Source organism: Pseudomonas brassicacearum, from assembly GCF_003732175.1.
Lineage (GTDB): Bacteria > Pseudomonadota > Gammaproteobacteria > Pseudomonadales > Pseudomonadaceae > Aquipseudomonas > Aquipseudomonas brassicacearum_G.
In genome coordinates, this window is the sequence record NZ_MOBI01000017.1 from 1 (window position 1) to 24,225 (window position 24,225).

Sequence of the window (24,225 nt, forward strand, 5' to 3'; positions counted from 1 at the left end):
TCGAACCGTTAAAAGAGCCAAACAACACCGCTCTTTCAACTCCTTCGGGCTTCAATGAACTGAAGCTTAACCGCTGTCGAAAACTGCGTAACTCTTTGTTTACCAAGGAGTTTTCCGTTTCGACTGCGCCGGAAGTGGGGCGAATTATAGACTTCCAGAATCTGCCGTCAAGGGTTAATTACGCTTTTGTTGCAGAAGGTGCTTTTCCGGTCATCATTCGAGAGATTCGGCGCATTACAGAGGGTGCTCGCAGCACTAACAGCAGTGCGCCTATAGATGCATACATCACCCACTCCTTTAGATCCGCCCGAACTATCCAGAGCATATGCAGCGACCCAAGACCAAGGACCACATAGACCAGGCGATGCAACTTCTTCCAGCGGACACCCAAACGTCGCTGACTGTAACGATTGGACGTTACCGCCAGCGCCAGCAAACACAGGAATCCCAGACTGCCGATAATAATGTACGGCCGCTTGCTTAGCTCTACACCCAACTGAGACCAATCAAGACCGAGTATGAAAAGCAGATAGGCACTCAGATGCAGAACAACATACGCAAAGCACCACAAACCGAGCTGTCGTCCAACAGCAATCCAGCCTGCCCACCCTGTCAGCCTCTGCATAGGCGTCATGCTCAAGGTGATCAATAGCAGAACCAACGCCCCCAACCCCAGTCGATCAACCAGCACCTTTCCCGGATCCGGCCCCAAAGCAAAGCTCCAGGCCTCATACAGCCAGAGTAACGGCCACACCGCCGCAACTATAAAGACGCTGATGCGCCACATTGGAAAACGCATCAGTAATTCTTCCGCAGATCGAGGCCCGTATAGAGAGAAGCGACTTCATCTGCATAGCCATTGAACATCTGTGTGTCACGCACATTAGGCTTGAACAACCCGCTCGGCAGGCGCCGCTCCCTGGCCTGAGTCCAACGCGGATGATCAACCGTCGGGTTCACGTTCGCGTAAAAGCCATACTCATCGGACGCGATGCTCTGCCAAGTGGTTTTCGGCTGCTCGCTGACCAGACTGATGCGCACGATGGATTTGACGCTCTTGAACCCGTATTTCCACGGCACCACCAAACGCAACGGAGCGCCGTTCTGGTTGGGCAACTCACGGCCATACATGCCAACTGCAAGAATCGCCAGCGGATTCATCGCCTCATCCAGACGTAGCCCTTCTACATAAGGCCAGTCGATCAAGGCGAAACCAGAACGCTGCCCGGGCATGGTCTTGGGGTCCTGCAAGGTTTCAAAACGAATGTACTTTGCCTTGGAGGTCGGCTCGACCTGGCGGAGTAACGCCGAGATGGGAAAACCGATCCACGGAATCACCATCGACCAGGCTTCTACACAGCGCAGACGATAGATGCGCTCCTCCAACTGATACGGCTTCATGAAGTCCTCCAGCGCATAACGCCCTGGCTTACCCACCTCGCCATCGACAACTACAGACCATGGCTCGGTTTTCAGCGCGCCAGCGTTCTGCGCGGGGTCGCCCTTGTCAGTACCGAACTCATAGAAGTTGTTGTAGTGAGTCGCGTCCTTGAATGGCGTGACAGCCTCATCCTTGACGGTCACCGCCCCCCATTTGGTTGCAGGGAGCTTTTCGGAAAACCAGGAAGACGCCTTGCCCGGCTCGACATCCGCGTACCGAGCCGCGCCGTCAGCGCTGGCCCAACGTGGCAGGCCGCTGACCGCCATACCGGCGATCGCCCCACCAAGCACACTGCGACGAGAGAGATAGAGAGACTCAGGCGTGACGTCCGACTCATGACAGTCGGACGACTTGGGAAACTTGAATAACATGACAACTCCGCAGAATTGGAGGACAGATGCACCAATAGACTGCGGAGTATGGGGGAAATTACATCACTCGGCGTTTTTGTGCCGACGAAGATGCAACAGGTACTGCACCGGGCCAGAAGCTGCATAGGCGAGAAAAACCAGCAGCAGAATGCGTGGCGGATCGCTGAAGACCACCGCAAACACCAGCACCACAGCCAGGATCGCCACGAAAGGTACACGCCCCTTCAGGTCCAGCTCTTTGAAGCTGTTGTACTTGATGTTGCTGACCATCAGCATCCCGGCGGCGGCAACCATCAGCGCAACCAGGAAGGACATCTTGGAGCCCTGAATCCCGTAATCACTGAATGCCCAGACAATGCCTGCGACTACCCCGGCAGCGGCCGGACTGGCCAGACCGATGAAGTAACGTTTATCCGCAGTCCCGACCTGAGTATTGAAGCGCGCCAGACGCAATGCCGCGCCCGCAACATAGATGAAGGCAACCATCCAGCCAACCTTGCCCATATCCCCCAGCGCCCAGCCAAACGCCAGCAATGCCGGCGCGACACCAAAGGCGACCATGTCCGACAGCGAGTCGTACTCGGCACCGAAGGCGCTTTGGGTATTGGTCATGCGCGCTACCCGACCATCAAGGCCGTCGAGGACCATGGCGACGAAAATCGCGATCGCCGCAAAAGCAAAGTACTTGCTCGCGCTTGCAGCATCACCGGCACTCAAGGCGCTCTGGGCGCTCATCGAGTTGATGATGGAATAAAACCCTGCGAACAGGTTCGCAGTGGTGAACAGATTCGGCAGAAGATAGATACCACGATGCCGGACTTTACGGCCTTCAGCGTCATGCCCTTCTTCGACATGCTCATCGATGGGTAGCAGGCTTTCGGCGTCAGAGGCCTGGTTTGGCTCTTCGGGACGTTCGCTCATGGACATTACCTTGCAACGGTGTGGAAAGTTTCGACAGGTGTCTGCGACAACGGTTCGGCCGCAAACGATGCAGCTTTATACCAGAACCGACCACTCAAACGAAAAAACGCGGCCTAAGCCGCGTTTTCTGTACAAACTCGCGACTTAGTTTTTGGCTTTGTCGACGATTTTGTTGGCGCCGATCCACGGCATCATCGAGCGCAGTTGCTCGCCGATGATCTCGATGCCGTGCGCAGCGTTGTTACGACGCTTGGCGGTCATCGAAGGATAGCCGGTAGCACCTTCGCTGATGAACATCTTGGCGTATTCGCCGTCCTGAATACGTTTCAGGGCATTGCGCATGGCCTGACGGGATTCAGCGTTGATGACCTCAGGGCCGGTAACATACTCGCCGTACTCGGCGTTGTTGGAGATCGAGTAGTTCATGTTGGCGATACCGCCTTCGTACATGAGGTCAACGATCAGTTTCAGTTCGTGCAGGCATTCGAAGTAGGCCATTTCTGGCGCGTAGCCAGCTTCAACCAGGGTTTCGAAACCGGCTTTGACCAGTTCAACGGTACCGCCGCACAGAACGGCTTGCTCGCCGAACAAGTCGGTTTCGGTCTCGTCCTTGAAGGTGGTTTCGATGATGCCGGTACGACCACCGCCAACGCCAGCAGCGTAGGACAGTGCAACGTTTTTGGCGTTGCCGGAAGCATCCTGATAGATAGCGATCAGGTCAGGGATACCGCCGCCTTTTACGAACTCGGAGCGCACGGTGTGGCCCGGAGCCTTCGGCGCGATCATGATCACGTCGAGGTCAGCGCGCGGCACAACCTGGTTGTAGTGGATCGCGAAGCCGTGGGAGAAGGCCAGAGTGGCGCCTTTCTTGATGTTCGGCTCGACTTCGTTCTTGTACAGGGCGGACTGGAACTCGTCCGGGGTCAGGATCATGACCAGGTCGGCTGCAGCAACAGCAGAAGCAACGTCAGTCACTTTCAGGCCGTGAGCTTCGGCTTTGGCAACAGTAGCCGAACCTTTACGCAGACCGACAGTAACGTCAACGCCGGAGTCTTTCAGGTTGCACGCTTGAGCGTGGCCCTGGGAACCGTAACCGATGATGGCAACTTTCTTGCCCTGGATGATCGACAGGTCACAGTCTTTATCGTAGAAAACTTTCATGAATTTCCCCTATATATCCAGGCCGTTCAGGCCATTCGCTAATTTGGTTTAGATGCTGAGTACTTTGTCGCCACGGGCAATCCCGGTGACGCCACTGCGTACGGTTTCCAGAATCGAGGCAGTGCCGATCGACTGAATGAAACTGTCGAGCTTATCGCTGGTACCGGTCAATTGAACGGTATACACGCTGGCACTGACATCGACGATCTGTCCACGATAAATATCGGTAGTGCGTTTGATCTCGGCGCGCTGGGCGCCGGTGGCCTTGACCTTGACCAGCATCAGTTCGCGCTCGATGTGAGCGCTTTCCGACAGGTCGACCAGCTTGACCACTTCGATCAGCTTGTTCAGGTTCTTGGTGATCTGCTCGATGATTTCATCGTGGCCAACAGTGGTCAGCGTCAGACGCGACAGGGTCGGGTCTTCGGTAGGTGCCACGGTCAGGCTCTCGATGTTGTAGTTGCGCTGCGAGAACAGGCCGACTACACGAGACAGAGCGCCCGGTTCGTTTTCCAGAAGCAAGGAAATAATATGCCGCATGATTACGTACGCTCCGTCTTGCTCAGCCACATATCGCGCATGGAGCCGTCTTTGATCTGCATCGGATAGACGTGCTCGCTGGTGTCGACCGAAATATCGAGCACCACCAAGCGATCTTTCATGGCGAACGCTTCCTCCATCTTCGACTTCAAATCCTTCGAGTCGGTGATGCGCACGCCGACGTGACCATAGGCCTCTGCCAGCTTGACGAAGTCAGGCAACGATTCCATGTAGGAGTGCGAGTGACGGCTGCCGTAACTCATGTCCTGCCACTGGCGAACCATACCCAGAACACCGTTGTTCAGGATGACGATTTTTACCGGCAAACCGTATTGCAGGCAGGTGGACAGTTCCTGAATGTTCATCTGGATACTGCCCTCGCCCGTCACGCAGGCGACGTCGGCATCCGGGAAGCTCAATTTGATGCCCATAGCCGCCGGAAAACCGAAGCCCATGGTGCCCAGGCCACCGGAGTTGATCCAGCGGTTCGGCTTATTGAACTTGTAGTACTGCGCCGCGAACATCTGGTGCTGACCCACATCGGAGGTCACAAAGGCATCGCCCTTGGTCACTTCGCAGAGGGTTTCGATCACGGTTTGCGGTTTGATGACGCTGCCGTCGCCCTTTTCATAAGGGAACAGGCCGCGATCACCGCGCCACTCGTCAACTTGCTTCCACCAGCTGGCAACGGACTCCTTGTTCGGGGTCTCGCCGATTTCCTTGAGGATCGCGACCATTTCGGTCAGGACGCTCTCAACCGGGCCAACGATAGGCACGTCTGCTTTGATGGTCTTGGAAATCGAAGCCGGATCGATGTCGATGTGAATGATCTTGGCGTTCGGACAGAACTTGGCCGGGCCGTTGATCACACGGTCATCGAAACGCGCGCCGACAGCGAGAATCACGTCAGCATGGTGCATGGCCAGGTTGGCGGTGTAGCTACCGTGCATGCCGAGCATGCCGATGAACTGACGGTCGGTGCCAGGGTAGGCACCCAGGCCCATCAGGGTGTTGGTCACTGGCAAGTTGAGCATTTGCGCCAGTTCGGTCAGCGGCGCGGAGCCACCGCCGAGGATCACGCCGCCGCCCGAGTACAGCACGGGACGCTTGGCCGCCAGAAGCATTTCTGCTGCCTTGCGGATTTGCCCGGAGTGACCACGAACAGCAGGGCTGTAGGAGCGCAGCTTGGCTTTTTTCGGGAAGACGTATTCGAATTTTTCGGCCGGGTTGGTCATGTCTTTCGGGATATCGACAACGACAGGACCAGGACGACCGGATTGCGCCAGGTAGAACGCTTTCTTCATGACTTCCGGGATTTCCGACGCGTGCTTGATCATGAAGCTGTGTTTCACGATCGGCCGGGAGATACCGATCATGTCGGTTTCCTGGAACGCATCGGTGCCTACCATGGTGCTAGGCACCTGGCCGGAAATGATCACCATCGGGATGGAGTCCATGTAGGCCGTGGCAATACCGGTGATGGCGTTGGTTGCGCCCGGGCCGGAGGTCACCAGTACTACACCGGCTTTACCGGTAGCACGGGCATAGCCGTCAGCCATATGGGTCGCAGCCTGTTCGTGACGAACCAGGATGTGAGTCACTTCCGGTTCTTTGAACAGGGCATCGTATACATGAAGGAGAGCACCGCCCGGGTACCCGTAGATATATTTGACGCCTTCGTCACGCAAAAAGCGGACGAGCATCTCACCGCCAGATAAAAGCTCCACGTTGTTCACCTCTAAAACGCCAGAATACCGCCCACATAAGGGGACGGGTCTTAATAGGTTTACTTCTCGGCAGAGCATGAGCGACGGTGGTCGCCGACTACGTCAGCACTGACTGAGCAAGTATTGGGATCGTCCCAAGTGTTGCGGGGCTTTCCCACCCAGCGCGAGGTAACGCGTTGCGGGTGTAACAGGTCGGCGCGGATGTGCGCCTCATGATCTGCCGAGCGGGCCTGCTTCTGGCAGTCCCTCTACAGCGGACTTTGGATTCTTCTGTTTCGCCCTCTGCAAGTCAAGCCGTCAATGTGCTTTATTCGAACTAAGCGCATGAGAACGCAAGAAAAAACCTATAAACAGCAGGTGTGTTAGCTTCAATTGCGCAACCCACGACAAGGAAACGGCATGCGAACGTTGATCTTCACGGCCAGTCTGCTGATTGGCCTGAGCCCTTTGTGCATGGCCAGTCCGATCTACACATGGATTGATGGCCAGGGCGTTACCCATTTCGATGCACAGCCGCCTCAAGGACAGGAAGCCACCACCGTAGTGAAACCCGCCCTGTCCGCTGGCAAACCGACCACTCCACCGCGCAACAGCGCGATAGGCGATCAACAGGCCATCGACAGCACAGTGAAAAAGCAGGTCGCAGAGCAGAAAGCCCAGCTCAAGACGTTCTGCGAACAGGCACGAACGAACCTGGCTCAACTGCAGAACAATCCGAGGTTACGCGAGGAAGTCGACGGTGAGATGCGCCGCCTGACAGACCAACAGCGTCAGGAACGCATCACCGAAACACAAAAACAGATCAAGGATAACTGCCAGTAGGCACTGGCAGCTTCCGGCTTAGCGGGAGGCCGTGATGAGCTGATCGAACTCTTTGAGCAAGGCTTGCAGTTGTCGATCCTTGCCTTGGACACTGCGCGCAGCGAAGACCATCTCGGCCATTTCCTGAATGCCCGAGGCATTCGGCAGCGGCAGGTTGTTCTCAAGGATGGTCTTCATACGTGGCAGGAAGATCCATTGCAGCCACTGCTCGAAATCCAGCGTATCGACGGAAAATGGCTCGACACTGGCCAGCGCCTCAGCGCTTGGCGAGACCTCGTCCCACCAGCCCTGAAGACGCAACTCACGCTCGATCAGCAGCAGCTGTTCAGCAATCTTCGGAAAACGGACATCCATCAGAGCGAAACCTTGGCCTTTTGACGAGCCTGCGCCGCGCCTGCGGAGTCGCCCTGCCTCTCACGCGCCTGGGCGATCAGCTCCCACAGGCTTGCCTGCAGATCCGGACGCCCATTGGCAAACGTCAAACCGCGGCGAGCGAACTGCTCGGCTTGCGCTGCATCACCTTGGGCCAAGCGCACCTGCGCCAGACGATAAAGCACTTGCGGCTCACGCGGAGCAACCCGTTGAGCACGCTCAAGGCTGGAAGACGCACCATTGAGATCGCCGCTCGCCTGTTGCTGCTGCGCGGTGGTCAGCAAGGCGAGCACCGGCCCGTCCAGCTGCTCGTCGGCAGACAAACCGCCGGCGCTGCTGGCGGAAGGAATCCCGCTCGGCGTCGATGGCATGCTGTAGTTACCCTGATTGATTGGCGCCGACTGCATCGGTCCGCTGTCAACTGGACCCGGCGTAATCGGACCATTGCTGATCGGGCCAGGGCTGATCGGCTGAGTGCTGATTGGCGTCGACGTCGTCGCGCCACCGCCCGGGATCATCACCACCACGCCAGTGTCACCCTGCGGGATCGCCTGAGTCTGGGCTTGTGCCGGACGTTTCACGGTGCTTTTACGGAAACCGCCATTGGCAGAGATCCGCTCACTGTTGGACACGGCCGTACCGGAGTCGACCACTGGAATCGAGCCGTGCTGCACATTGGAGCAACCGCTGAGCAAAGCCAGGGCTGTCACCGTAACCGCTGGAATAAACCACTTGTTCACTTGAATCCCTCTTTGCTTAATTCATCCAGCCCTTGACCCAATCCATCACCGATTCGCCTGGCGAGGGGCCTGAACCACCGCACGCAGCGCCAGGAGGCGGTTCGCTGCCGCGAATATACGGCATCTGCACCGCGCCTGGGCAGCTGGCTTCAGAACCCTGCCCGGTACGCGAATCGACCCAAGCCTGAACGATATTATCTGGCTGCGGCATATCCAGCGGCAACGGGTCGGCCTTGCGCATGAAACTGGTCCAGACTTGCAGCGCGCCCGTAGCACCGGTGAACGGCGTCTTGCCGTTGTCATCGCGACCCAGCCAGACCACTGCCAGCAGATCCTGGCTGAAACCGGCGAACCAGCTGTCTCGCGAGTCGTTACTGGTACCGGTTTTACCCGCCAGCGTCAGCGTCTTGGGCAGCACGTTGTAAACCGAGCTGCCAGTACCTTCACGCATCACGCGCTGCATGGCGCTCTGGATCAGGTAAATGGAAGCCGGATCGAAACGCTGCTGAATCTGGAACGGATAACGCTTGAGCGGCTGACCTTCGGCAGTCAGCACGCTGCGAATCCCGCGCATCGGTGTATTGAAACCGCCGTTGGCCAGCGTCTGGTACATGGTTGCCACTTCAATCGGCGTCATGCCACCCGCCCCCAGCAACATCGACGGGAAGGCCGGAAACTCGCGAGTGATGCCCAGACGCCCAAGGGTTTTCAGGACGTTCGGCACACCGACTTCCAGCCCCAGACGCGCAGTCGACAGGTTGTAGGAATGCGCCAACCCCTGGTACAGGAAAACCGTACCGTGGGAGCGACGATCATAGTTCTGCGGTTTCCAGACCTGACCATCTGCGCCTTTGACCGAGAAGGATTCATCGGACAGCCAACTGGTCAAGGTGTACTGGCTCGGCTTTTCAAGCGCGGTCAGGTATACCGCCGGCTTGATCAGGGAACCGATTGGCCGTACGGCATCCAGCGCGCGGTTGAAGCCGGCGAAGCTAGCCTGACGACTACCGATCATCGCCTGGACTTCACCGGTTTCAGGGTTGGTCACGACCATCGCCGCTTCAACGTCATCCGAACCTTTGCGGCCGGCAAGGCGCTTGAAGGTATCGTTGACCGAGGCTTCGGCTTTCATCTGCAGGATCGGGTCGAAACTGGTGAAGATCCGCAGACCTTCTTCGGTCAAGTCTTCGTCGCGGTAGTCTTCGCGCAGCTGACGCTTGACCAGATCGAGGAAGCCCGGGAACGAACTGTCGGCCAGGCTGCCGCGCTTGGTCACACCCAACGGCATCTTCTTCGCCGCGGCGACTTGCTCGGCGGTAGCGACCCCTTGCTGCTCCAGCAAATCGAGCACCAGATTGCGTCGTTCAAGCGCGCGTTCCGGGTAGCGACGCGGGTTGTAGTAGGACGGCCCTTTGACCATGCCGACCAGCAACGCGACTTGATGCAACTTGAGTTCGGACAGCGGCTGGCTGAAGAAGAACTGGCTGGCCAGCCCAAAACCGTGCACCGCGCGCTGACCGTCCTGACCGATGAACACTTCATTGAGATAAGCCTCAAGAATGTCCGGCTTGCTGTAGTGCAACTCAAGCAGCATCGCCATCATCGCTTCGGTCAGCTTACGACTCAGGCTGCGCTCGTTGGTCAGGTAGAAGTTCTTGACCAGTTGCTGCGTCAACGTACTACCGCCCTGACGCATTTGCCCAGCCGACGTGTTGACCCAAACAGCCCGCATGATCGATTTTGGCGATACACCGAAGTGGTGATAGAAGTCACGGTCTTCCACCGCCACCAGCGTATCGAGCAAATACGGTGGCACTTGATCGATCTTGATCAGGATGCGGTCTTCGAGGTTTTTCGGGTAAAGGCCACCGATCAACAGCGGCTCGAGGCGCACCACCGACAGTTTTGAACCGTTGGTCGACGACAGCTCGGCGACGTAATCGCCCGAGAAGCGCACACGTACCGGTTGAGCCTGCTCCAGGCCCTCATAGAACTGGAACCCACGGGTGTTCAAATCGACGGTATTGCCGTTGACCGATGCCGCGCCAGGTCCATTGGCCACACTTTCGCGGCGATAACCCAAGGCATCGAGCTCGGTGAGAAAGTCATCCTTGCTCAGCTTTTGTCCGACGAACAGCTCGAGCGGGCGCGCATAAACCTTGGCCGGAATGGTCCAGCGCTTGCCGGAGAACTTCTCCTGGACCACGGCATCGAGGTAAACCGCGAAGCCTGCCAGCACTACGAGGCCGACCAGACTGAGCTTGAGCGCCCAGCCTAACCAGGGGCGCAGGCCGCTAGAAGGAGGTTTTTTAGGGGTACGAGGGGATCGGGTACGAGTCATGGCGGCGGATTATACGCACTTTATTCCCGATCAACATGAGCCCGGCGAGGTTTGCGTTAACCCGGCTAGCCGCCATAATGTTGCCCTTGAATTTTCCCAGACTCTGAAGGATCACCTGTGAGCCAGTCCCTGATCGCTGCCCTGCAAAACCCGGCCCTCTACCCGCATCCTGTAGAGGGATTCCAGGTCATCGAGACGCACATCTCCTGGGTGCTGCTCACTGGCCCCTATGCTTATAAAGTGAAGAAGCCGGTCAATTTCGGCTTCCTCGACTTCACCAGCCTCGAGTCGCGCGAACATTTCTGCGCCGAAGAACTGCGCCTGAACCAGCGCCTGACCAACGATTTGTACCTTGAAGTGTTGCCGATCACCGGCAGCATTGAAGCGCCGCAATTGGGCGGCACCGGTCCAGTGCTCGATTACGCGCTGAAAATGCGCCAGTTCCCGCAAAGCCAGTTGCTCAGCAACCTGCAGGCCAATGGCGAACTGACGACTGCGCACATCGACGAGATGGCCAAGCAGATCGCCCGGTTCCACCTGAGCACCCCGAAGGTTCCGGCAGCTCATGAAGCCGGCACGCCCGAAAGCGTCATGGCACCGGTGCGGCAGAACTTCGAACAAATCCGCCCGTTCCTCAGCGAAAAAGCCGACCTGCTGCAACTCGACGCCCTGCAAGCCTGGGCCGAAAGCAGTTTCGAACGCCTGAAACCACTGCTGGTACAACGTAAGGCCGAAGGTTTCATCCGCGAATGCCACGGTGATATCCATTTGGGCAATATCACCGTGATCGACGGCAACGTGGTGATTTTCGACTGCATCGAATTCAACGAGCCGTTCCGCTTCACCGACGTCTATGCCGACACTGGTTTCCTGGCGATGGACCTTGAAGACCGTGGCCTGAAAAGCCTGGCTCGCCGTTTCATAAGCCAATACCTGGAGCTGACCGGCGACTATCAGGGCCTTGAGCTGCTGAACTTCTATAAAGCCTACCGCGCACTGGTTCGCGCCAAGGTCGCCCTGTTCAGCATGCCTGCCGAGGCCGATCCGGTGCAGCGTGCTACCACCCTGCGCCAGTACCGCAACTACGCCAACCTGGCGGAAAGTTACAGCACCATTCCATCGCGCTTCATGGCGATCACCCATGGTGTTTCCGCCGTCGGTAAAAGCCACGTAGCCATGCGTCTGGTAGAAGCACTGGGCGCGATTCGCCTGCGTTCCGATGTCGAGCGCAAGCGCCTGTTCGGCGAACAGCGCGTACCGAACGACCTGCAAGCCGGTATCTACAGCGCCGACGCCAGTGCCACCACCTATACCCGCCTGCATGAAATCGCTGGCGTGATTCTGCGCGCCGGCTTCCCGGTAGTCATCGACGCGACTTACCTCAAGCGTGAACAACGCGACAGCGCGGCAAAAATCGCCGAAGCGACCGGTGCGCCATTCCTGATCCTTGATTGCAACGCGCCACAAGCCGTGATCGAGAGCTGGCTCGCACAGCGTCAGGCAGACAACAACGATCCATCTGACGCCAATCTGGCTGTTATCGCAGCTCAACAAGCCAGCCGCGAGCCGCTGACTCCGGCAGAGATTCTCTGCAGCAAACGCGTTCAGACCAATGAAAGCGGGACCCTCGACACCGTGGTCGCGCAAATTCGCCAGCGTCTGCCGGGGCTGTAAGAAACTAAATTCAGGCGCGAAGCCCTAACCGGCTTCACGCCTGCAAAATAGTGGCACTATACTGGCGTCATAAAACCAACAGGTGACACCATGAGCCAGCCGAAACTTCTCGACACCCCGCTATATGCCCTGCTGCACAAAGACGACATCGAAGGCTTCAATCGCGAAAGGCCCAAGTCCGGGCCTATCGATATGGTGGGCGGCGACTTTCGTGGCCTCGACCTACGCGAGCTGAACGCCGAAGGTATTGATTTCAGCGATGCCTATTTCCGCTCTGCCGACCTGCGCGGCATTGATTTTCGTGATGCTTCCCTCGAAGGCGCGAGCTTGGCGCACGCACAAATCTCCGGTGCTTACTTCCCCTCCGAACTGAGTGCTGACGAAATTCTCATGTCGATGAATTTCGGCACTCGTCTGCGCTACCGCACCCGCTAACACCTGCCGTCACCTGAAGTCCGGTGCCCACGCTACGCGCCGGACTGCATGCTTGATCTTCCCAAGCCCTTTCCTGCCGTCGTTACTGCTCTTTCCAGAGCTATCTGGTAGAACGCCTTAGAAGCTTTTGCGTTCAAACTGACCAAACAACCACGCTTTTCCTACTGACCGCTACACTCCTTTGAGACTTGCCCACGCAATCTTCGGCTGTCGCAAGGAGGCTTGATGAATGATGAACTGCAACACCTGAAAAACCTTGGCAAGACGTCGGCGCAATGGCTGCATGCCGTGGGCATCCACAGTGCCTCGGACTTGCGCCGCCTGGGCGCGGTAGATGCTTATCGGGCGGTACGCACTCGCGGGTTTCGCGCCTCGAAGGTGTTGTTGTATGCAATTGAGGGGGCGCTGATGGATGTGCACTGGAACGATATCCCCGCCGATCGCAAGGAAGCACTCAATAAACAGCTTGAAGCCATTTCGTCACGTCACAAGGTCTAAAGCCCAGCATTTACAGGCGATCCAGACAAGTATCTGGCAAAAGAGCAAAGAATTCAGAAAACAGCGATTGACTTAGAAATGAGAATCGTTATGATTATCGCAACTGATCGCGAGATCAGCTGATCTTCTGAAAGACCATTGGTTCGGACTCTCAGATTATCTCCTCATCAGGCTAATCACGGTTATTTGACCCGGCTTTTGCCGGGTCTTTTTTTGCCTGTCGAAAAGCGCTTCGCGAGATTCGCTGACTGCTTGTTACTGACGCATTTGCGCGCAATAGTCCTGCACGGGGCGGGCGGCCGTGTACCAGACGTAATCAGCCGATGCCGACGAGACCACAGCCCCCTTTTCTGCCAGTATCACCACCACAGGCGCCGAATGCTCACCCAGATCCTGCACATGCAGCGGCACGCCAATGTCCAGCCGCGCATGATAAGCGCCAGCAAACAACAATGCCGGCGCGGGCGCTGCCAGCAATCGCTCAGCCATTTGCCGATCACGTTGTTGCTGAACCGCCAGCATGGCCGGCATCCCGCTTTCGGGTAACAACCCGCAATGAGACTCGCGGATTTGCGCCAGCAGCTCATTCCTGACCGTTGGCGCATTCGACCGGACTCCGCTCACGGCCGGCGCTTGCTTATAAATGCGCTGAATGTCAGCCGAGTCCAGATTCGCCGCCAGTAACGGATAAGGCTGAGCCAGGATATACCGCACAATTGGCCCATACAGGCTCCAGTCCCAACCCGATTGCCAGGCCAATGCCGCCGGCAAATCGGCAGGCCAGCGGGCGGTCTCCAACGCATGGACTTCATCGACACGCGCCTGCTGCTCCGGCGTCAGCATTTCCAGCAGCACGCTTCCCTGAGCCCGGCGCTGGGCCAATGCCTGCAATAACCACAGTTGCGCATGATGGTGATCGGGATTGTCATGCTGCTCGCCAACAATCAGTCGTGGCGCCCCGGCCAACCGTTCGACCAACGCTTGCGTGCTCAGACGCTGACCGCTACGCAGATCGCGAATCACCCCAGCCGGTTGATCCACGGCAGCGGGTGCCATGTTTTGACAGGAACCCAGTAACAACAGCGCCAGAATCAATATCCCACGCATGAGTTCACCTCAACGGGCGATGATCAGCGGATGCCCGCGCTCCGGGTGCGGCTGCACCAACACATCCAGTCCGAACACGGCTTTGAGCGGTTCCGGCCGCAGCACCTGCTGCGGTGTGTCCAGCGCATGCGGACGGCCACCTTCGAGCAACAGGATGCGGTCACAGTAACGCGCCGCCAGATTCAGGTCATGCAGAATCACCAGCACCGCCGCACCGCGATCAGCGAATTCACGAATCGCCTGCAAGGTGGTGTGCTGATGCAGCGGATCGAGCATCGACGTCGGCTCGTCGAGCAGCAAGGTTTGCCCGGCCTCCCCCGGCCAAAGCTGCGCCAGCACCCGCGCCAGATGCACACGCTGGCGCTCACCGCCAGACAGAGCCAGGTAACTGCGGCCACTCAAATGCTCGACATCGGCGGCCTGCAAGGCCGCAGCGACAATTTCGTCATCGCGCACCCGGCCTGTTTGATGCGGTAAACGGCCCATGCCGACCACTTCCTCGACGCGGAACGCAAAACCCAGGGTCGAGGTCTGTGGCAATACCGCCAGACGTTGCGCCCGTTGTGCGCCATCCCATTGGCTTAACTCGCGCTGATCGAGCCAGACACGCCCGTGATCAGGACGCAATTCGCCACATAACGCGCCGAGCAAGGTGCTTTTGCCTGCGCCGTTGGGGCCCAGCACTCCGAGGACTTCGCCCGGCTTGAGCTCAAGATCGATATCTGCCAGGACGATTTTCTTGCCGCGGCAGATCTGCAGATTTTCCACTCGCAGCATCAGGCGCGACCTCGTAACAGCAAATATAGAAAAAACGGTGCGCCAATAAACGCCGTAATGATGCCGATCGGCAATTCAGCCGGAGCCAGCGCCAAGCGCGCCACCAGATCGGCAAACAGCAACAGGCTGGCACCCGCCAGGACTGAAGCCGGTAACAGCACACGATGATCGGGGCCCGCCAACAGTCGCACCAGATGCGGCACCACCAGCCCGACAAAACCGATCATCCCCGCCGCCGCAACAGCAGCGCCGACGCCCAGCGCCGTGCAGAACACCAGCTCACGCTTGAGCCCTTCGACGTTGATTCCCAAATGACTGGCCTCGGACTCACCGAGTAATAGCGCATTCAACGCCTTGGCCCGGCGCGGCAACCACAGCGCTACCGCGGTGCTCACCAGCAACAATGGCCACAGCCGCGCATAGCTGGCGCCATTCAGGCTGCCCAGGTTCCAGAAGGTCAGCGTACGCAAGGTCGCGTCGTCCGCCAGATAGGTGAACAAACCCACCGCCGAACTGGCCAGTGCCGTCAGAGCAATCCCCGCCAGCAACATGGTTGCCACGTTGGTCTGGCCGTTACGCCGACCAAGACGGTAAACCAGCGCCGTCACCCCGAGCCCACCCAGAAACGCACACAGCGATAACAGGTAAGGGCCGACCGCCTCAGGCAAGCCGCCAAATATCGAGCCGCCGACAATCGCAATCGCCGCGCCCAAGGCTGCACCACTGGAAACGCCGACCAACCCCGGATCCGCCAGCGGGTTGCGGAACAACCCCTGCATCGCCACACCCGACAACGCCAGCACCCCGCCCACCGCCAAACCGAGCAAGGTACGCGGCAAACGAATCTGCCCGAGAATCAGTTCAGCCTGCTCCAGCCCTTCAGCAGGAACCGGCAGACCGACCATCCGCATCGCGGCGCGCAACGTATCGAGCAGCGGCAAGCTGACCGGGCCCAGGGCCAATGACAGCCAGATCGCCAGCAAACACAGTAGGCTCAGCCCAATGAACAACGAACGGGGTTTGACCAGAGTACTCATGGGGCGATGGTTGCCTTGGCCGATTCAGCGGGATAGAACCCGGCGGACAACTTCACCAGGCTCAAAGGCAAGCGCGGTCCCAAGCCGCCAACCAACAGCGTCGGGTCCAGCTCGAACACCCGCCCGGCCTTGGCCGCCGGCGTCGACGCGAGAATCGGGTTTTCCTTGAACAACGCGGCACGCGCGGCGTCACCGGTCAGCGCCCGGTCGGCAAACACCAACACGTCTGGCGTCAGGCCCGCGAGGGACTCAACGGAAAAAGGCTTGTAACCGGTATGGGTCGCCAGGTTATGCCCACCCGCCTGTTGCAACAGCCAATCGGCTGCAGTGTCCTTGCCGGCAATCAGCGGTTTTCCGCCAGCGTGCCCCAGCAACAGCAACACGCCCGGCGCTTTTTGTTTGGCCTGAGCCTGGCTGACCCAGGCTTTCTGCTGCTCAAGCTGCTGTTGATAACTCTGGAACAACGCCGTGGCCTGCGGCTCGCTACCGAGCAATTTACCCAGGTGCTGCAAGTTGCCTTGCAGGGTTGGCAAGTCAGGTTGTGCAGAGAACAGCTCAACCTGCACCCCGGCACTGCGAATCTGCGACAACACCGGCGGTGGGCCCATTTCTTCGGTGCCGACAAGAATCTGCGGACGCAAACTCAGGATGCCCTCTGCCGACAATTGCCGCTGATAACCGATACTCGGCAAGGCCTTGAGCGATTCGGGATGCTGGCTGGTGCTATCGACGCCGACCAGTTTCGACTCGCCGCCCAACGCACTCACCCACTCCGACAAAGCCCCGCCGGCACTGACCCAGCGTTCCGGCAATTGGGTCGCTTGAGCCCCATGATTGACCAAAAGTCCGACACAGAGCGCAATAGCGCTGGTACTCAGGCGCATAACAGGGTTTCCTTTATGGAGTTTTCCCGCAGGATCAAGGCGTCGTCAGCTACGCAGCCACCACGGGCGAAACACCCATTTGATAATTGTTTGCATTTGCACGTCAAGCGCAGACACATTTGCTAACCAGTGAGCACGCACGCATCACCGCCAGAGGCCAGAGCCTTTGGCACTTGAGGATAGTCATGAAGTTTCTTTGCTCCAGCGCCGAGCTGGTCGATGCCAGCAGCCGTGGTTTCGAGATCGACGGCCAGAAGTTGTTTGCAGTGCGCCGTGAAGGCCAGGTCTACGTGTACGAAAATCGTTGCCCGCATCGCGGTGTCAGCCTGGAATGGCACCCCGACCAGTTTCTCGACCCCAGCGCCAGCCTGATCCAGTGCGCCACCCATGGCGCACTGTTTCTGATCGAAAGCGGTGAATGCGTGGCCGGGCCCTGTGCCCGGCAGTCCTTAAGTGCCCTGGCGTGCCGCGAAGACAGCACGGGAATATGGGTTCAACCTTAGGAACGACTCTCTTCAAGCGCTCAGCAACACCTCCAGTCGACGGTCAACCCGCACTTCATTTGAGGTCAGGCTCACTCCGTACGCCAACACTTCAACCCCGGCCGCTTTCGCCTCACGCAAAGCGGCCGCATAACCCGGATCGATCTCCTCGGCCGGGCGCACCGAGTCAATGCCGGTCAGATTGACGCAATACAACTGCACCGCACGAATACCGTCCCGCGCCAGGCAGGCCAGCTCGCGCAAGTGCTTGGCACCACGCTGAGTCACCGCGTCCGGAAACGCCGCGACCGCTGAGCCATCGAAGCCCAGCGTGACGCTTTTGACTTCGACGAAGGCCGGGCCGCTCGGGTAATCGAGGCGGAAATCGATTCGGCTGTTTTCCTGACCGTACGGCACTTCACGCTTGAGCCCGGTAAAGCCATTGAGCTCAGCGATCAAACCGCCACGTAGCGCCTCTTCAATCAAGGTATTGGCCCGCGCGGTATTCACGCAGGCCAGCCGTCCTTGCGGGGTCTCGCTGATTTCCCAGGTACCGGGCAACTTGCGCTTCGGATCGTTGGAACGGCTGAACCAGACCTGCCCGCCTTCGACCATGCAATTGAACATCGACCCGGTGTTGGGACAGTGAATGGTCAGCAACTCGCCGCCAACGGTTTCGATATCGGCGAGAAAACGCTTGTAGCGACGAATCAGCCGACCTTCTTCGAGAGGAGGATTGAAATGCATCAGCCTTGCCAGCTCCGCAGGCCACGGGCAATCCGCTGAACCGCCTCCTGCAAACGCGGCAGGCTCTGGGTGTAGGCGAACCGCACGTGATGACCGGCCTGATACCGGCCAAAATCCAGGCCCGGGGTGAAGGCAACGTGTTCGGTTTCCAGAAAGTGCCGGCAGAAGGCAAACGCATCACCACCAAAGGCACTGATGTCGGCATACAGATAGAAGGCGCCTTCCGGCTCCACGGCGATCCCGAAACCCAACTCGCGCAAGGCTGGCAACAGGAAGTCACGCCGGCGCCCGAACTCGGCCCGGCGTTCTTCGAGAATGCTCAAGGTGTCCGGCTCGAAGCAGGCGAGGGCCGCGTACTGGGCCATGCTCGGCGCGCTGATGTAAAGGTTCTGCGCGAGTTTTTCCAACTCGCCGACAGCCGCCGCCGGGGCCACCAGCCAACCGAGGCGCCAGCCGGTCATGCCGAAGTATTTGGAGAAACTGTTCAGCACAAAAGCGCTGTCATCGACTTCCAGCACACTGGCGGCGTCGGTGCCGTAGGTCAGGCCGTGATAAATCTCGTCCACCACCAGATGACCGTGGCGCTCTTTGATTGCTGCAGACAGCCCGGCCAGTTCATCGCGGGTCAGGATAGTCCCGGTCGGGTTGGCCGGTGAAGCGACCAGTGCGCCAACGCTGTCGTGGTCCCAGTAACGCTCGACCAGGCCTGGCGTCAGCTGATAGCGCACGTCCGGGCCGACCGGCACCAGTTGCGCCGCACCTTCCACCAGCCGCAGGAAATGCCGGTTGCACGGGTAACCCGGGTCGGCCAGCAGCCAGTGTTTACCGGGATCGACCAGCAAGGCGCTGGCCAGCAGTAACGCGCCAGAACCGCCCGGTGTGATCAGGATGCGCTGTGGGTCGATGTTCAACCCGTAACGTTGTTCATAGAAGCCCGAAATGGCTTCACGCAGCTCTGGAATGCCGCGAGCCGCGGTGTAACGGGTTTTCCCCGCCGTCAGCGCCGCCTGGCCGGCCCTGATGATCGGCTCGGCGGTGGTGAAGTCCGGTTCGCCGATTTCCAGGTGAATCACGTCGTGCCCGGCCGCTTGCAATTCATTGGCGCGCGCCAGCAATGCCATGACATGGAAAGGTTCGATAGCGCGGCTGCGCGCACTGTAGGGCTGAGCCATTAGCCTTCCTTCAACGGGGAAAAGAATTGATTCTACCCAAGCCCGGGAACGAGCGAGAACCTAAAGCGGTCACAACCGCAAGTTCACCCGTAAAAGAGCTGATACATAAGGCTCAGGATTGACTAAAATCAATATCTGATCAGGCCTCCAGACCCACCAGACAAGGCTTTGCAAACATTTGCAAGCCTTACGGACCGCAGCCTCGACATCCGGGAGTAGCGCGCTCCGATTTGATCTGGTAAGTTCGCCCGCTTGCAGCCGCAGGGCCGGCAGGTGTCGGTGATGGAGCAATCCTGCGCAATGGATTACAAGAGTAGAGGCGGTCCATTTCATGCCCACCCAAGCAAAGCAACAGCAGAACCAGTCGATCAGCGGCTTCGAACCCTACAAAGAAGTGAAGGGCGAGGAGTACATGGGCCAGCCCATGCGCGCGCACTTCACCAAGATCCTGAACAAGTGGAAACAGGACTTGATGCAGGAAGTCGACCGCACTGTTGATCACATGAAGGACGAAGCGGCGAACTTCCCCGACCCGGCCGACCGTGCCAGTCAGGAAGAAGAATTCAGCCTCGAACTGCGTGCCCGCGACCGCGAGCGCAAGCTGATCAAGAAAATCGACAAGACCCTGCAACTGATCGAAGACGAAGAATACGGCTGGTGCGAGTCTTGCGGCGTCGAGATTGGTGTCAAACGCCTGGAAGCACGCCCTACCGCTGACATGTGCGTCGACTGCAAGACCCTTGCAGAGATCAAGGAAAAGCAAGTCGGCAAGTAAGCGTCGGCTTGAACGGCATCAACCTGAACAAAAAGCGGAGCGTGCGAACGCTCCGTTTTTGTTTCTGACTGTTTTGTTCTTTCAATTAACATCGCGCCCATGACTGCCATCAAATCCCCCGCCTACATCGGGCGCTTCGCCCCCACCCCCAGCGGGCACCTGCACTTCGGCTCGCTGGTCGCGGCATTGGCCTCGTACCTTGACGCCCGCTCGGTTGGCGGCCGCTGGCTGTTGCGCATGGAAGACCTCGACCCGCCTCGGGAGGAGCCCGGCGCCCAGGCGGCGATCCTCAAGGCACTGGAAAGCTACGGTTTCGAATGGGACGGCGAAATGGTCCGCCAGAGCGACCGTCACGACGCCTACGCACAGGTGTTGAATCAACTGTTCAACCACGGCCTGGCCTACGCCTGCACCTGCTCGCGGAAAAAACTGGCGCCTTATCACGGAATTTATCCAGGCCTGTGCCGCAACGCCGGTCATGCCAGCGAAGACACCGCAATCCGCTTGCGCGTCCCGGAACTGGAATATCACTTCACCGACCGCGTGCAAGGCGAATACCGCCAGCACCTGGGCCGTGAGGTCGGCGACTTCGTAATCCGCCGGCGCGACGGGCTCTACGCCTATCAACTGGCAGTGGTGCTCGACGACGCCTGGCAAGGCATCACCGATATTGTCCGCGGTGCCGACCTGCTCGACTCCACCCCACGCCAGTTGTACCTGCAAGAACTGCTCGGCTTGCCGCAACCGCGCTATCTGCACCTGCCGCTGATTACCCAGCCGGACGGTAACAAGCTCGGCAAGTCCTACCGCTCGCCGCCGTTGACCGAAGATCAAGCCACACCGTTGTTGCTGCGTGCCCTGCGCGCGCTGGGGCAAAACCCCGGCAGCGAACTCGACGATGCCAGCCCCAGGGAAGTATTGAATTGGGGTATCAGGCACTGGGATGCGAGGTTAATCCCGCGCACACTGACACTGCCCGAAGCGCAATTACGCTGACTAAGCTTGCAGGTTGGCGCCCATCCGTTACCATCGCCGCACGTTTTCGGGCACGCACACAATAAAGAGAGGCCGGGATGTACATCTATCGCTTGGTCCTGCTCCTGGTAGTGGGGATCTATCTGTTCTCCCCAGCCATCATGGACTGGTGGATCGACGCCACTGGCGCCTGGTATCGCCCGTATCTGCTGTGGCTGATTCTGATCGTCGTGACCTTCATCCTGCAGAGCCAAAAAGATGCCGATGAGCTTTAGCCTGACCCAGATGATCCTGATCAGTGCCGCCTACCTGGCGGTGCTGTTTGGTGTTGCCTGGATCAGTGAACGCGGAATGATCCCACGAGCGATCATTCGCCACCCGCTGACCTACACCTTGTCATTGGGTGTCTACGCCAGTGCGTGGGCGTTTTATGGCACGGTTGGTTTGGCGTATCAGTACGGCTACGGCTTTCTGTCCAGCTATCTAGGTGTCTCCGGGGCGTTTCTGCTGGCGCCGGTGTTGCTGTACCCGATTCTGAAGATCACCCGCACCTATCAGCTTTCTTCTCTGGCCGACCTGTTTGCGTTTCGTTTCCGCAGTACCTGGGCCGGCGCGCTGACCACCATCTTCATGCTGATCGGCGTGCTGCCGTTGCTTGCATTGCAGATTCAGGCGGTCGCCGACTCGATTGGCATCCTCACCCGTGAGCCGGTGCAGCATCGGGTCGCCCTGAGTTTTTGTGCACTGATCACCCTGTTCACGATCTTCTTCGGCTCGCGGCATATAGCGACCCGGGAGAAACACGAAGGCCTGGTGTTCGCGATTGCCTTTGAATCGGTGATCAAGCTGATCGCCATTGGCGGCGTTGGTCTCTACGCCTTGTACGGCGTGTTCGACGGCCCGCAACAGCTGGAAGTCTGGTTGCTGCAAAACCAGACCGCCCTCGCCGCCCTGCACACGCCGCTGCAAGAAGGCCCATGGCGCACGCTGCTGCTGGTGTTCTTCGCCTCGGCGATCGTGATGCCGCACATGTACCACATGACCTTCACCGAAAACCTCAACCCGCGCTCGCTGGTCAGTGCGAGCTGGGGCTTGCCGTTGTTCCTCCTGCTGATGAGCCTGGCCGTACCGCTGATTCTCTGGGCCGGCCTCAAACTTGGCGCCACGACCAACCCGGAATACTTCACCCTCGGCGTCGGCATCGCCGCCAACAGCAAGGCCCTGGCACTGCTGGCCTACGTCGGTGGTTTGTCAGCTGCCAGCGGCCTGATCATCGTCACCACCCTGGCGCTGTCCGGGATGGCCCTGAACCACCTGGTACTGCCGCTGTATCAACCGCCCGCCGAAGGCAACATCTACCGCTGGCTGAAATGGACCCGCCGCGCCTTGATCGTCGCGATCATCATGGCCGGTTATGGTTTCTATCTGCTGCTGGGCGCCGAGCAGGACCTGGCCAACCTGGGCATCGTCGCATTCGTTGCCACCCTGCAGTTTTTGCCCGGCGTACTGTCCGTCCTGTATTGGCCAACCGCCAACCGTCGCGGCTTCATCGCCGGGTTGCTGGCGGGGATTCTGGTCTGGCTGGTGACCATGCTGTTGCCGCTGGTCGGCAACCTGCAGGGCTTTTATATCCCATTGCTGAACATGATCTACGTGCTCGACGACACCAGTTGGCACATGGCGGCAATCGCGTCGCTTGCGGCCAACGTGCTGATGTTCACGCTGATTTCGCTGTTCACCAACGCCAGCACTGAAGAAGCCAGCGCCGCCGAAGCCTGCGCCGTAGACAACGTGCGCCGCCCGCAACGCCGCGAACTGCACGCCGCGTCACCCCAGGAGTTCGCCACCCAACTGGCCAAACCGCTGGGCGCCAAGGCGGCACAAAAGGAAGTCGAACAGGCCCTGCGCGACCTCTACCTGCCGTTCGACGAGCGTCGCCCGTACGCCTTGCGCCGACTGCGTGACCGAATCGAAGCCAACCTCTCCGGCCTGATGGGCCCGAGCGTTGCGCAAGACATGGTCGAAACCTTCCTGCCGTACAAGGCCGGTGGTGAAAACTATGTCACCGAAGACATTCACTTCATCGAAAGCCGTCTCGAGGACTATCACTCGCGCCTCACCGGCCTTGCCGCCGAACTCGATGCCCTGCGCCGCTACCACCGCCAGACCTTGCAAGAACTACCGATGGGCGTTTGTTCGCTGGCCAAGGATCAGGAAATCCTCATGTGGAACAAAGCCATGGAGGAGTTGACCGGGATCGCCGCGCAGCGCGTGGTCGGTTCACGCCTGGGCACCCTCGGCGAGCCGTGGAAAGAACTGCTGCAAGGCTTCATCAATCTTCCGGACGAGCATTTGCACAAACAGCACCTGGCCCTGGACGGCCAGACGCGCTGGCTGAACCTGCACAAAGCGGCGATCGACGAACCGCTCGCACCCGGTAACAGTGGCCTGGTATTGCTGGTGGAAGACCTGACTGAAACCCAGATGCTCGAAGACAAACTGGTGCACTCCGAACGTTTGGCGAGTATCGGTCGACTGGCGGCTGGCGTGGCCCATGAAATTGGCAACCCGATCACCGGCATCGCGTGTCTGGCGCAGAACCTGCGCGAAGAGCGTGAAGAAGACAGCGAACTGAAGGAAATCAGTGGGCAAATCCTCGAACAGACCAAGCGCGTGTCACGCATCGTTCAATCGCTGATGAGCTTCGCCCACGCCGGCAGCCACCAGCACAATGACGAACCCGTCTGTCTGGCCGAAGTGGCCCAGGATGCCATTGGTCTGCTGGCGCTGAACCGCCGCAACTTCGAAGTGCAGTTCTTTAACCTGTGCGATCCCGAGCATTGGGTCGATGGCGATCCGCAGCGGCTCGCCCAGGTGTTGATCAACCTGCTGTCCAACGCCCGCGACGCATCTCCGGCCGGCAGTGCGGTTCGAGTAAAAAGTGAAGCCAACGAACACACGATCGATCTGATCGTGGAAGACGAGGGCAGTGGTATCCCGTCGAGCATCATGGACCGATTGTTCGAACCCTTCTTCACCACCAAGGATCCTGGCGAAGGCACCGGTCTGGGCCTTGCACTGGTCTATTCCATCGTTGAAGAGCATTATGGACAAATCACCATCGACAGCCCGGCTGACACACAAAGCCAACGCGGCACCCGTATCCGGGTGACCTTACCGCGTCATGTCGAAGCGACGTCCGCTGTGAACTGAGACCGTCGAGAGT

Annotated in this window: 24 protein-coding genes; 9 read left to right on the top strand and 15 right to left on the bottom strand. The window is 58.9% G+C overall.

The genetic code is table 11. The annotated features are described in order from the left end of the window. Positions 1-178: 178 nt before the first annotated feature. The 6 genes from msrQ to BK658_RS15935 form a co-directional block, all read right to left on the bottom strand. On the bottom strand, positions 179-799 hold the full coding sequence (gene msrQ, locus BK658_RS15910; protein ID WP_123583106.1) for a protein-methionine-sulfoxide reductase heme-binding subunit MsrQ: 621 nt from the start codon (positions 797-799) through the stop codon (positions 179-181). Next, positions 799-1,812, bottom strand: a complete 1,014-nt coding sequence (msrP, locus tag BK658_RS15915) for a protein-methionine-sulfoxide reductase catalytic subunit MsrP (RefSeq protein WP_123583107.1) — start codon at positions 1,810-1,812, stop codon at positions 799-801. The genes msrQ and msrP overlap by 1 nt, the downstream gene beginning before the upstream one ends. Before the next feature lie 63 nt (positions 1,813-1,875). Continuing rightward, positions 1,876-2,733, bottom strand: a complete 858-nt coding sequence (pssA, locus tag BK658_RS15920) for a CDP-diacylglycerol--serine O-phosphatidyltransferase (protein WP_054595577.1) — start codon at positions 2,731-2,733, stop codon at positions 1,876-1,878. 144 nt (positions 2,734-2,877) lie between these two features. Continuing rightward, positions 2,878-3,894, bottom strand: coding sequence for a ketol-acid reductoisomerase (ilvC, locus tag BK658_RS15925; protein WP_095630649.1), 1,017 nt, complete (start codon positions 3,892-3,894; stop codon positions 2,878-2,880). 48 nt (positions 3,895-3,942) lie between these two features. Then, a complete protein-coding gene (gene ilvN, locus BK658_RS15930; protein WP_003205610.1) occupies positions 3,943-4,434 on the bottom strand; it encodes an acetolactate synthase small subunit in 492 nt (163 codons plus the stop codon). A 2-nt stretch (positions 4,435-4,436) separates the two neighbouring features. Continuing rightward, positions 4,437-6,161, bottom strand: coding sequence for an acetolactate synthase 3 large subunit (locus BK658_RS15935; RefSeq protein WP_123583290.1), 1,725 nt, complete (start codon positions 6,159-6,161; stop codon positions 4,437-4,439). A gap of 399 nt (positions 6,162-6,560) precedes the next feature. Between BK658_RS15935 and BK658_RS15940 the strand changes: the two genes are divergently transcribed. Then, positions 6,561-6,983 (top strand): DUF4124 domain-containing protein, encoded by a 423-nt coding sequence (locus tag BK658_RS15940; RefSeq protein ID WP_123583108.1) that lies wholly within the window; start codon positions 6,561-6,563, stop codon positions 6,981-6,983. Positions 6,984-7,001: 18 nt separating this feature from the next. On the opposite strand, the gene BK658_RS15945 is transcribed toward BK658_RS15940, so the two are convergent. The 3 genes from BK658_RS15945 to mrcB are packed head-to-tail and all read right to left on the bottom strand — an operon-like array spanning position 7,002 to position 10,436. Next, positions 7,002-7,337 carry a YqcC family protein gene (locus BK658_RS15945; protein ID WP_123583109.1) on the bottom strand — a complete coding sequence of 112 codons (336 nt, stop codon included), beginning with the start codon at positions 7,335-7,337 and terminating at the stop codon, positions 7,002-7,004. Further along, the gene (locus BK658_RS15950) at positions 7,337-8,095 is read right to left on the bottom strand and encodes a tetratricopeptide repeat protein (RefSeq protein WP_123583110.1); all 759 of its coding nucleotides are present in this window, start codon (positions 8,093-8,095) and stop codon (positions 7,337-7,339) included. Before BK658_RS15950 ends, BK658_RS15945 begins: the two co-directional genes overlap by 1 nt. A gap of 16 nt (positions 8,096-8,111) precedes the next feature. Continuing rightward, positions 8,112-10,436, bottom strand: coding sequence for a penicillin-binding protein 1B (mrcB, locus tag BK658_RS15955; protein WP_123583111.1), 2,325 nt, complete (start codon positions 10,434-10,436; stop codon positions 8,112-8,114). A 117-nt stretch (positions 10,437-10,553) separates the two neighbouring features. On the opposite strand from mrcB, the gene BK658_RS15960 reads away from it, so the two are divergent. From BK658_RS15960 to BK658_RS15970, 3 genes are all read left to right on the top strand, one after another. Next, positions 10,554-12,110, top strand: a complete 1,557-nt coding sequence (locus BK658_RS15960; RefSeq protein WP_123583112.1) for a bifunctional aminoglycoside phosphotransferase/ATP-binding protein — start codon at positions 10,554-10,556, stop codon at positions 12,108-12,110. Positions 12,111-12,200: 90 nt separating this feature from the next. Continuing rightward, on the top strand, positions 12,201-12,545 hold the full coding sequence (locus BK658_RS15965) for a pentapeptide repeat-containing protein (protein WP_054595571.1): 345 nt from the start codon (positions 12,201-12,203) through the stop codon (positions 12,543-12,545). Between the two features lie 225 nt (positions 12,546-12,770). Further along, positions 12,771-13,043, top strand: a complete 273-nt coding sequence (locus BK658_RS15970; RefSeq protein ID WP_019691679.1) for a TfoX/Sxy family protein — start codon at positions 12,771-12,773, stop codon at positions 13,041-13,043. Positions 13,044-13,298: 255 nt separating this feature from the next. Here the strand turns inward: BK658_RS15970 and BK658_RS15975 are convergent, their stop codons facing one another. The 4 genes from BK658_RS15975 to BK658_RS15990 are packed head-to-tail and all read right to left on the bottom strand — an operon-like array spanning position 13,299 to position 16,848. Next, on the bottom strand, positions 13,299-14,150 hold the full coding sequence (locus BK658_RS15975) for a ChaN family lipoprotein (RefSeq protein WP_123583113.1): 852 nt from the start codon (positions 14,148-14,150) through the stop codon (positions 13,299-13,301). A 9-nt stretch (positions 14,151-14,159) separates the two neighbouring features. Beyond that, positions 14,160-14,927 carry a heme ABC transporter ATP-binding protein gene (locus BK658_RS15980; protein ID WP_123583114.1) on the bottom strand — a complete coding sequence of 256 codons (768 nt, stop codon included), beginning with the start codon at positions 14,925-14,927 and terminating at the stop codon, positions 14,160-14,162. Further along, on the bottom strand, positions 14,927-15,910 hold the full coding sequence (locus BK658_RS15985; protein ID WP_185019842.1) for a FecCD family ABC transporter permease: 984 nt from the start codon (positions 15,908-15,910) through the stop codon (positions 14,927-14,929). The genes BK658_RS15980 and BK658_RS15985 overlap by 1 nt, the downstream gene beginning before the upstream one ends. Positions 15,911-15,960: 50 nt before the next feature. Beyond that, a complete protein-coding gene (locus tag BK658_RS15990) occupies positions 15,961-16,848 on the bottom strand; it encodes a heme/hemin ABC transporter substrate-binding protein (protein ID WP_123583116.1) in 888 nt (295 codons plus the stop codon). A gap of 185 nt (positions 16,849-17,033) precedes the next feature. On the opposite strand from BK658_RS15990, the gene BK658_RS15995 reads away from it, so the two are divergent. After that, the gene (locus BK658_RS15995; protein WP_123583117.1) at positions 17,034-17,351 is read left to right on the top strand and encodes a Rieske (2Fe-2S) protein; all 318 of its coding nucleotides are present in this window, start codon (positions 17,034-17,036) and stop codon (positions 17,349-17,351) included. 12 nt (positions 17,352-17,363) lie between these two features. On the opposite strand, the gene sfsA is transcribed toward BK658_RS15995, so the two are convergent. Together sfsA and BK658_RS16005 are read right to left on the bottom strand one after the other, a co-directional pair. Further along, positions 17,364-18,077, bottom strand: coding sequence for a DNA/RNA nuclease SfsA (sfsA, locus tag BK658_RS16000; RefSeq protein ID WP_123583118.1), 714 nt, complete (start codon positions 18,075-18,077; stop codon positions 17,364-17,366). Beyond that, on the bottom strand, positions 18,077-19,249 hold the full coding sequence (locus tag BK658_RS16005) for a pyridoxal phosphate-dependent aminotransferase (RefSeq protein ID WP_123583119.1): 1,173 nt from the start codon (positions 19,247-19,249) through the stop codon (positions 18,077-18,079). Before BK658_RS16005 ends, sfsA begins: the two co-directional genes overlap by 1 nt. A 331-nt stretch (positions 19,250-19,580) precedes the next feature. Here BK658_RS16005 and dksA point away from each other — a divergent pair, with 331 nt between their 5' ends. From dksA to BK658_RS16025, 4 genes are all read left to right on the top strand, one after another. Next, entirely contained in the window at positions 19,581-20,024 is a 444-nt protein-coding gene (dksA, locus tag BK658_RS16010) for an RNA polymerase-binding protein DksA (RefSeq protein WP_123423639.1), read from the top strand. A gap of 99 nt (positions 20,025-20,123) precedes the next feature. After that, positions 20,124-21,020, top strand: a complete 897-nt coding sequence (gene gluQRS / locus BK658_RS16015) for a tRNA glutamyl-Q(34) synthetase GluQRS (RefSeq protein ID WP_123583120.1) — start codon at positions 20,124-20,126, stop codon at positions 21,018-21,020. Between the two features lie 77 nt (positions 21,021-21,097). Beyond that, a complete protein-coding gene (locus BK658_RS16020) occupies positions 21,098-21,274 on the top strand; it encodes a hypothetical protein (protein ID WP_003176118.1) in 177 nt (58 codons plus the stop codon). Then, positions 21,258-24,212: a sensor histidine kinase gene (locus BK658_RS16025; protein ID WP_162491270.1), complete on the top strand. Its 2,955-nt coding sequence runs from the start codon at positions 21,258-21,260 to the stop codon at positions 24,210-24,212. The genes BK658_RS16020 and BK658_RS16025 overlap by 17 nt, the downstream gene beginning before the upstream one ends. Positions 24,213-24,225: the final 13 nt, after the last annotated feature.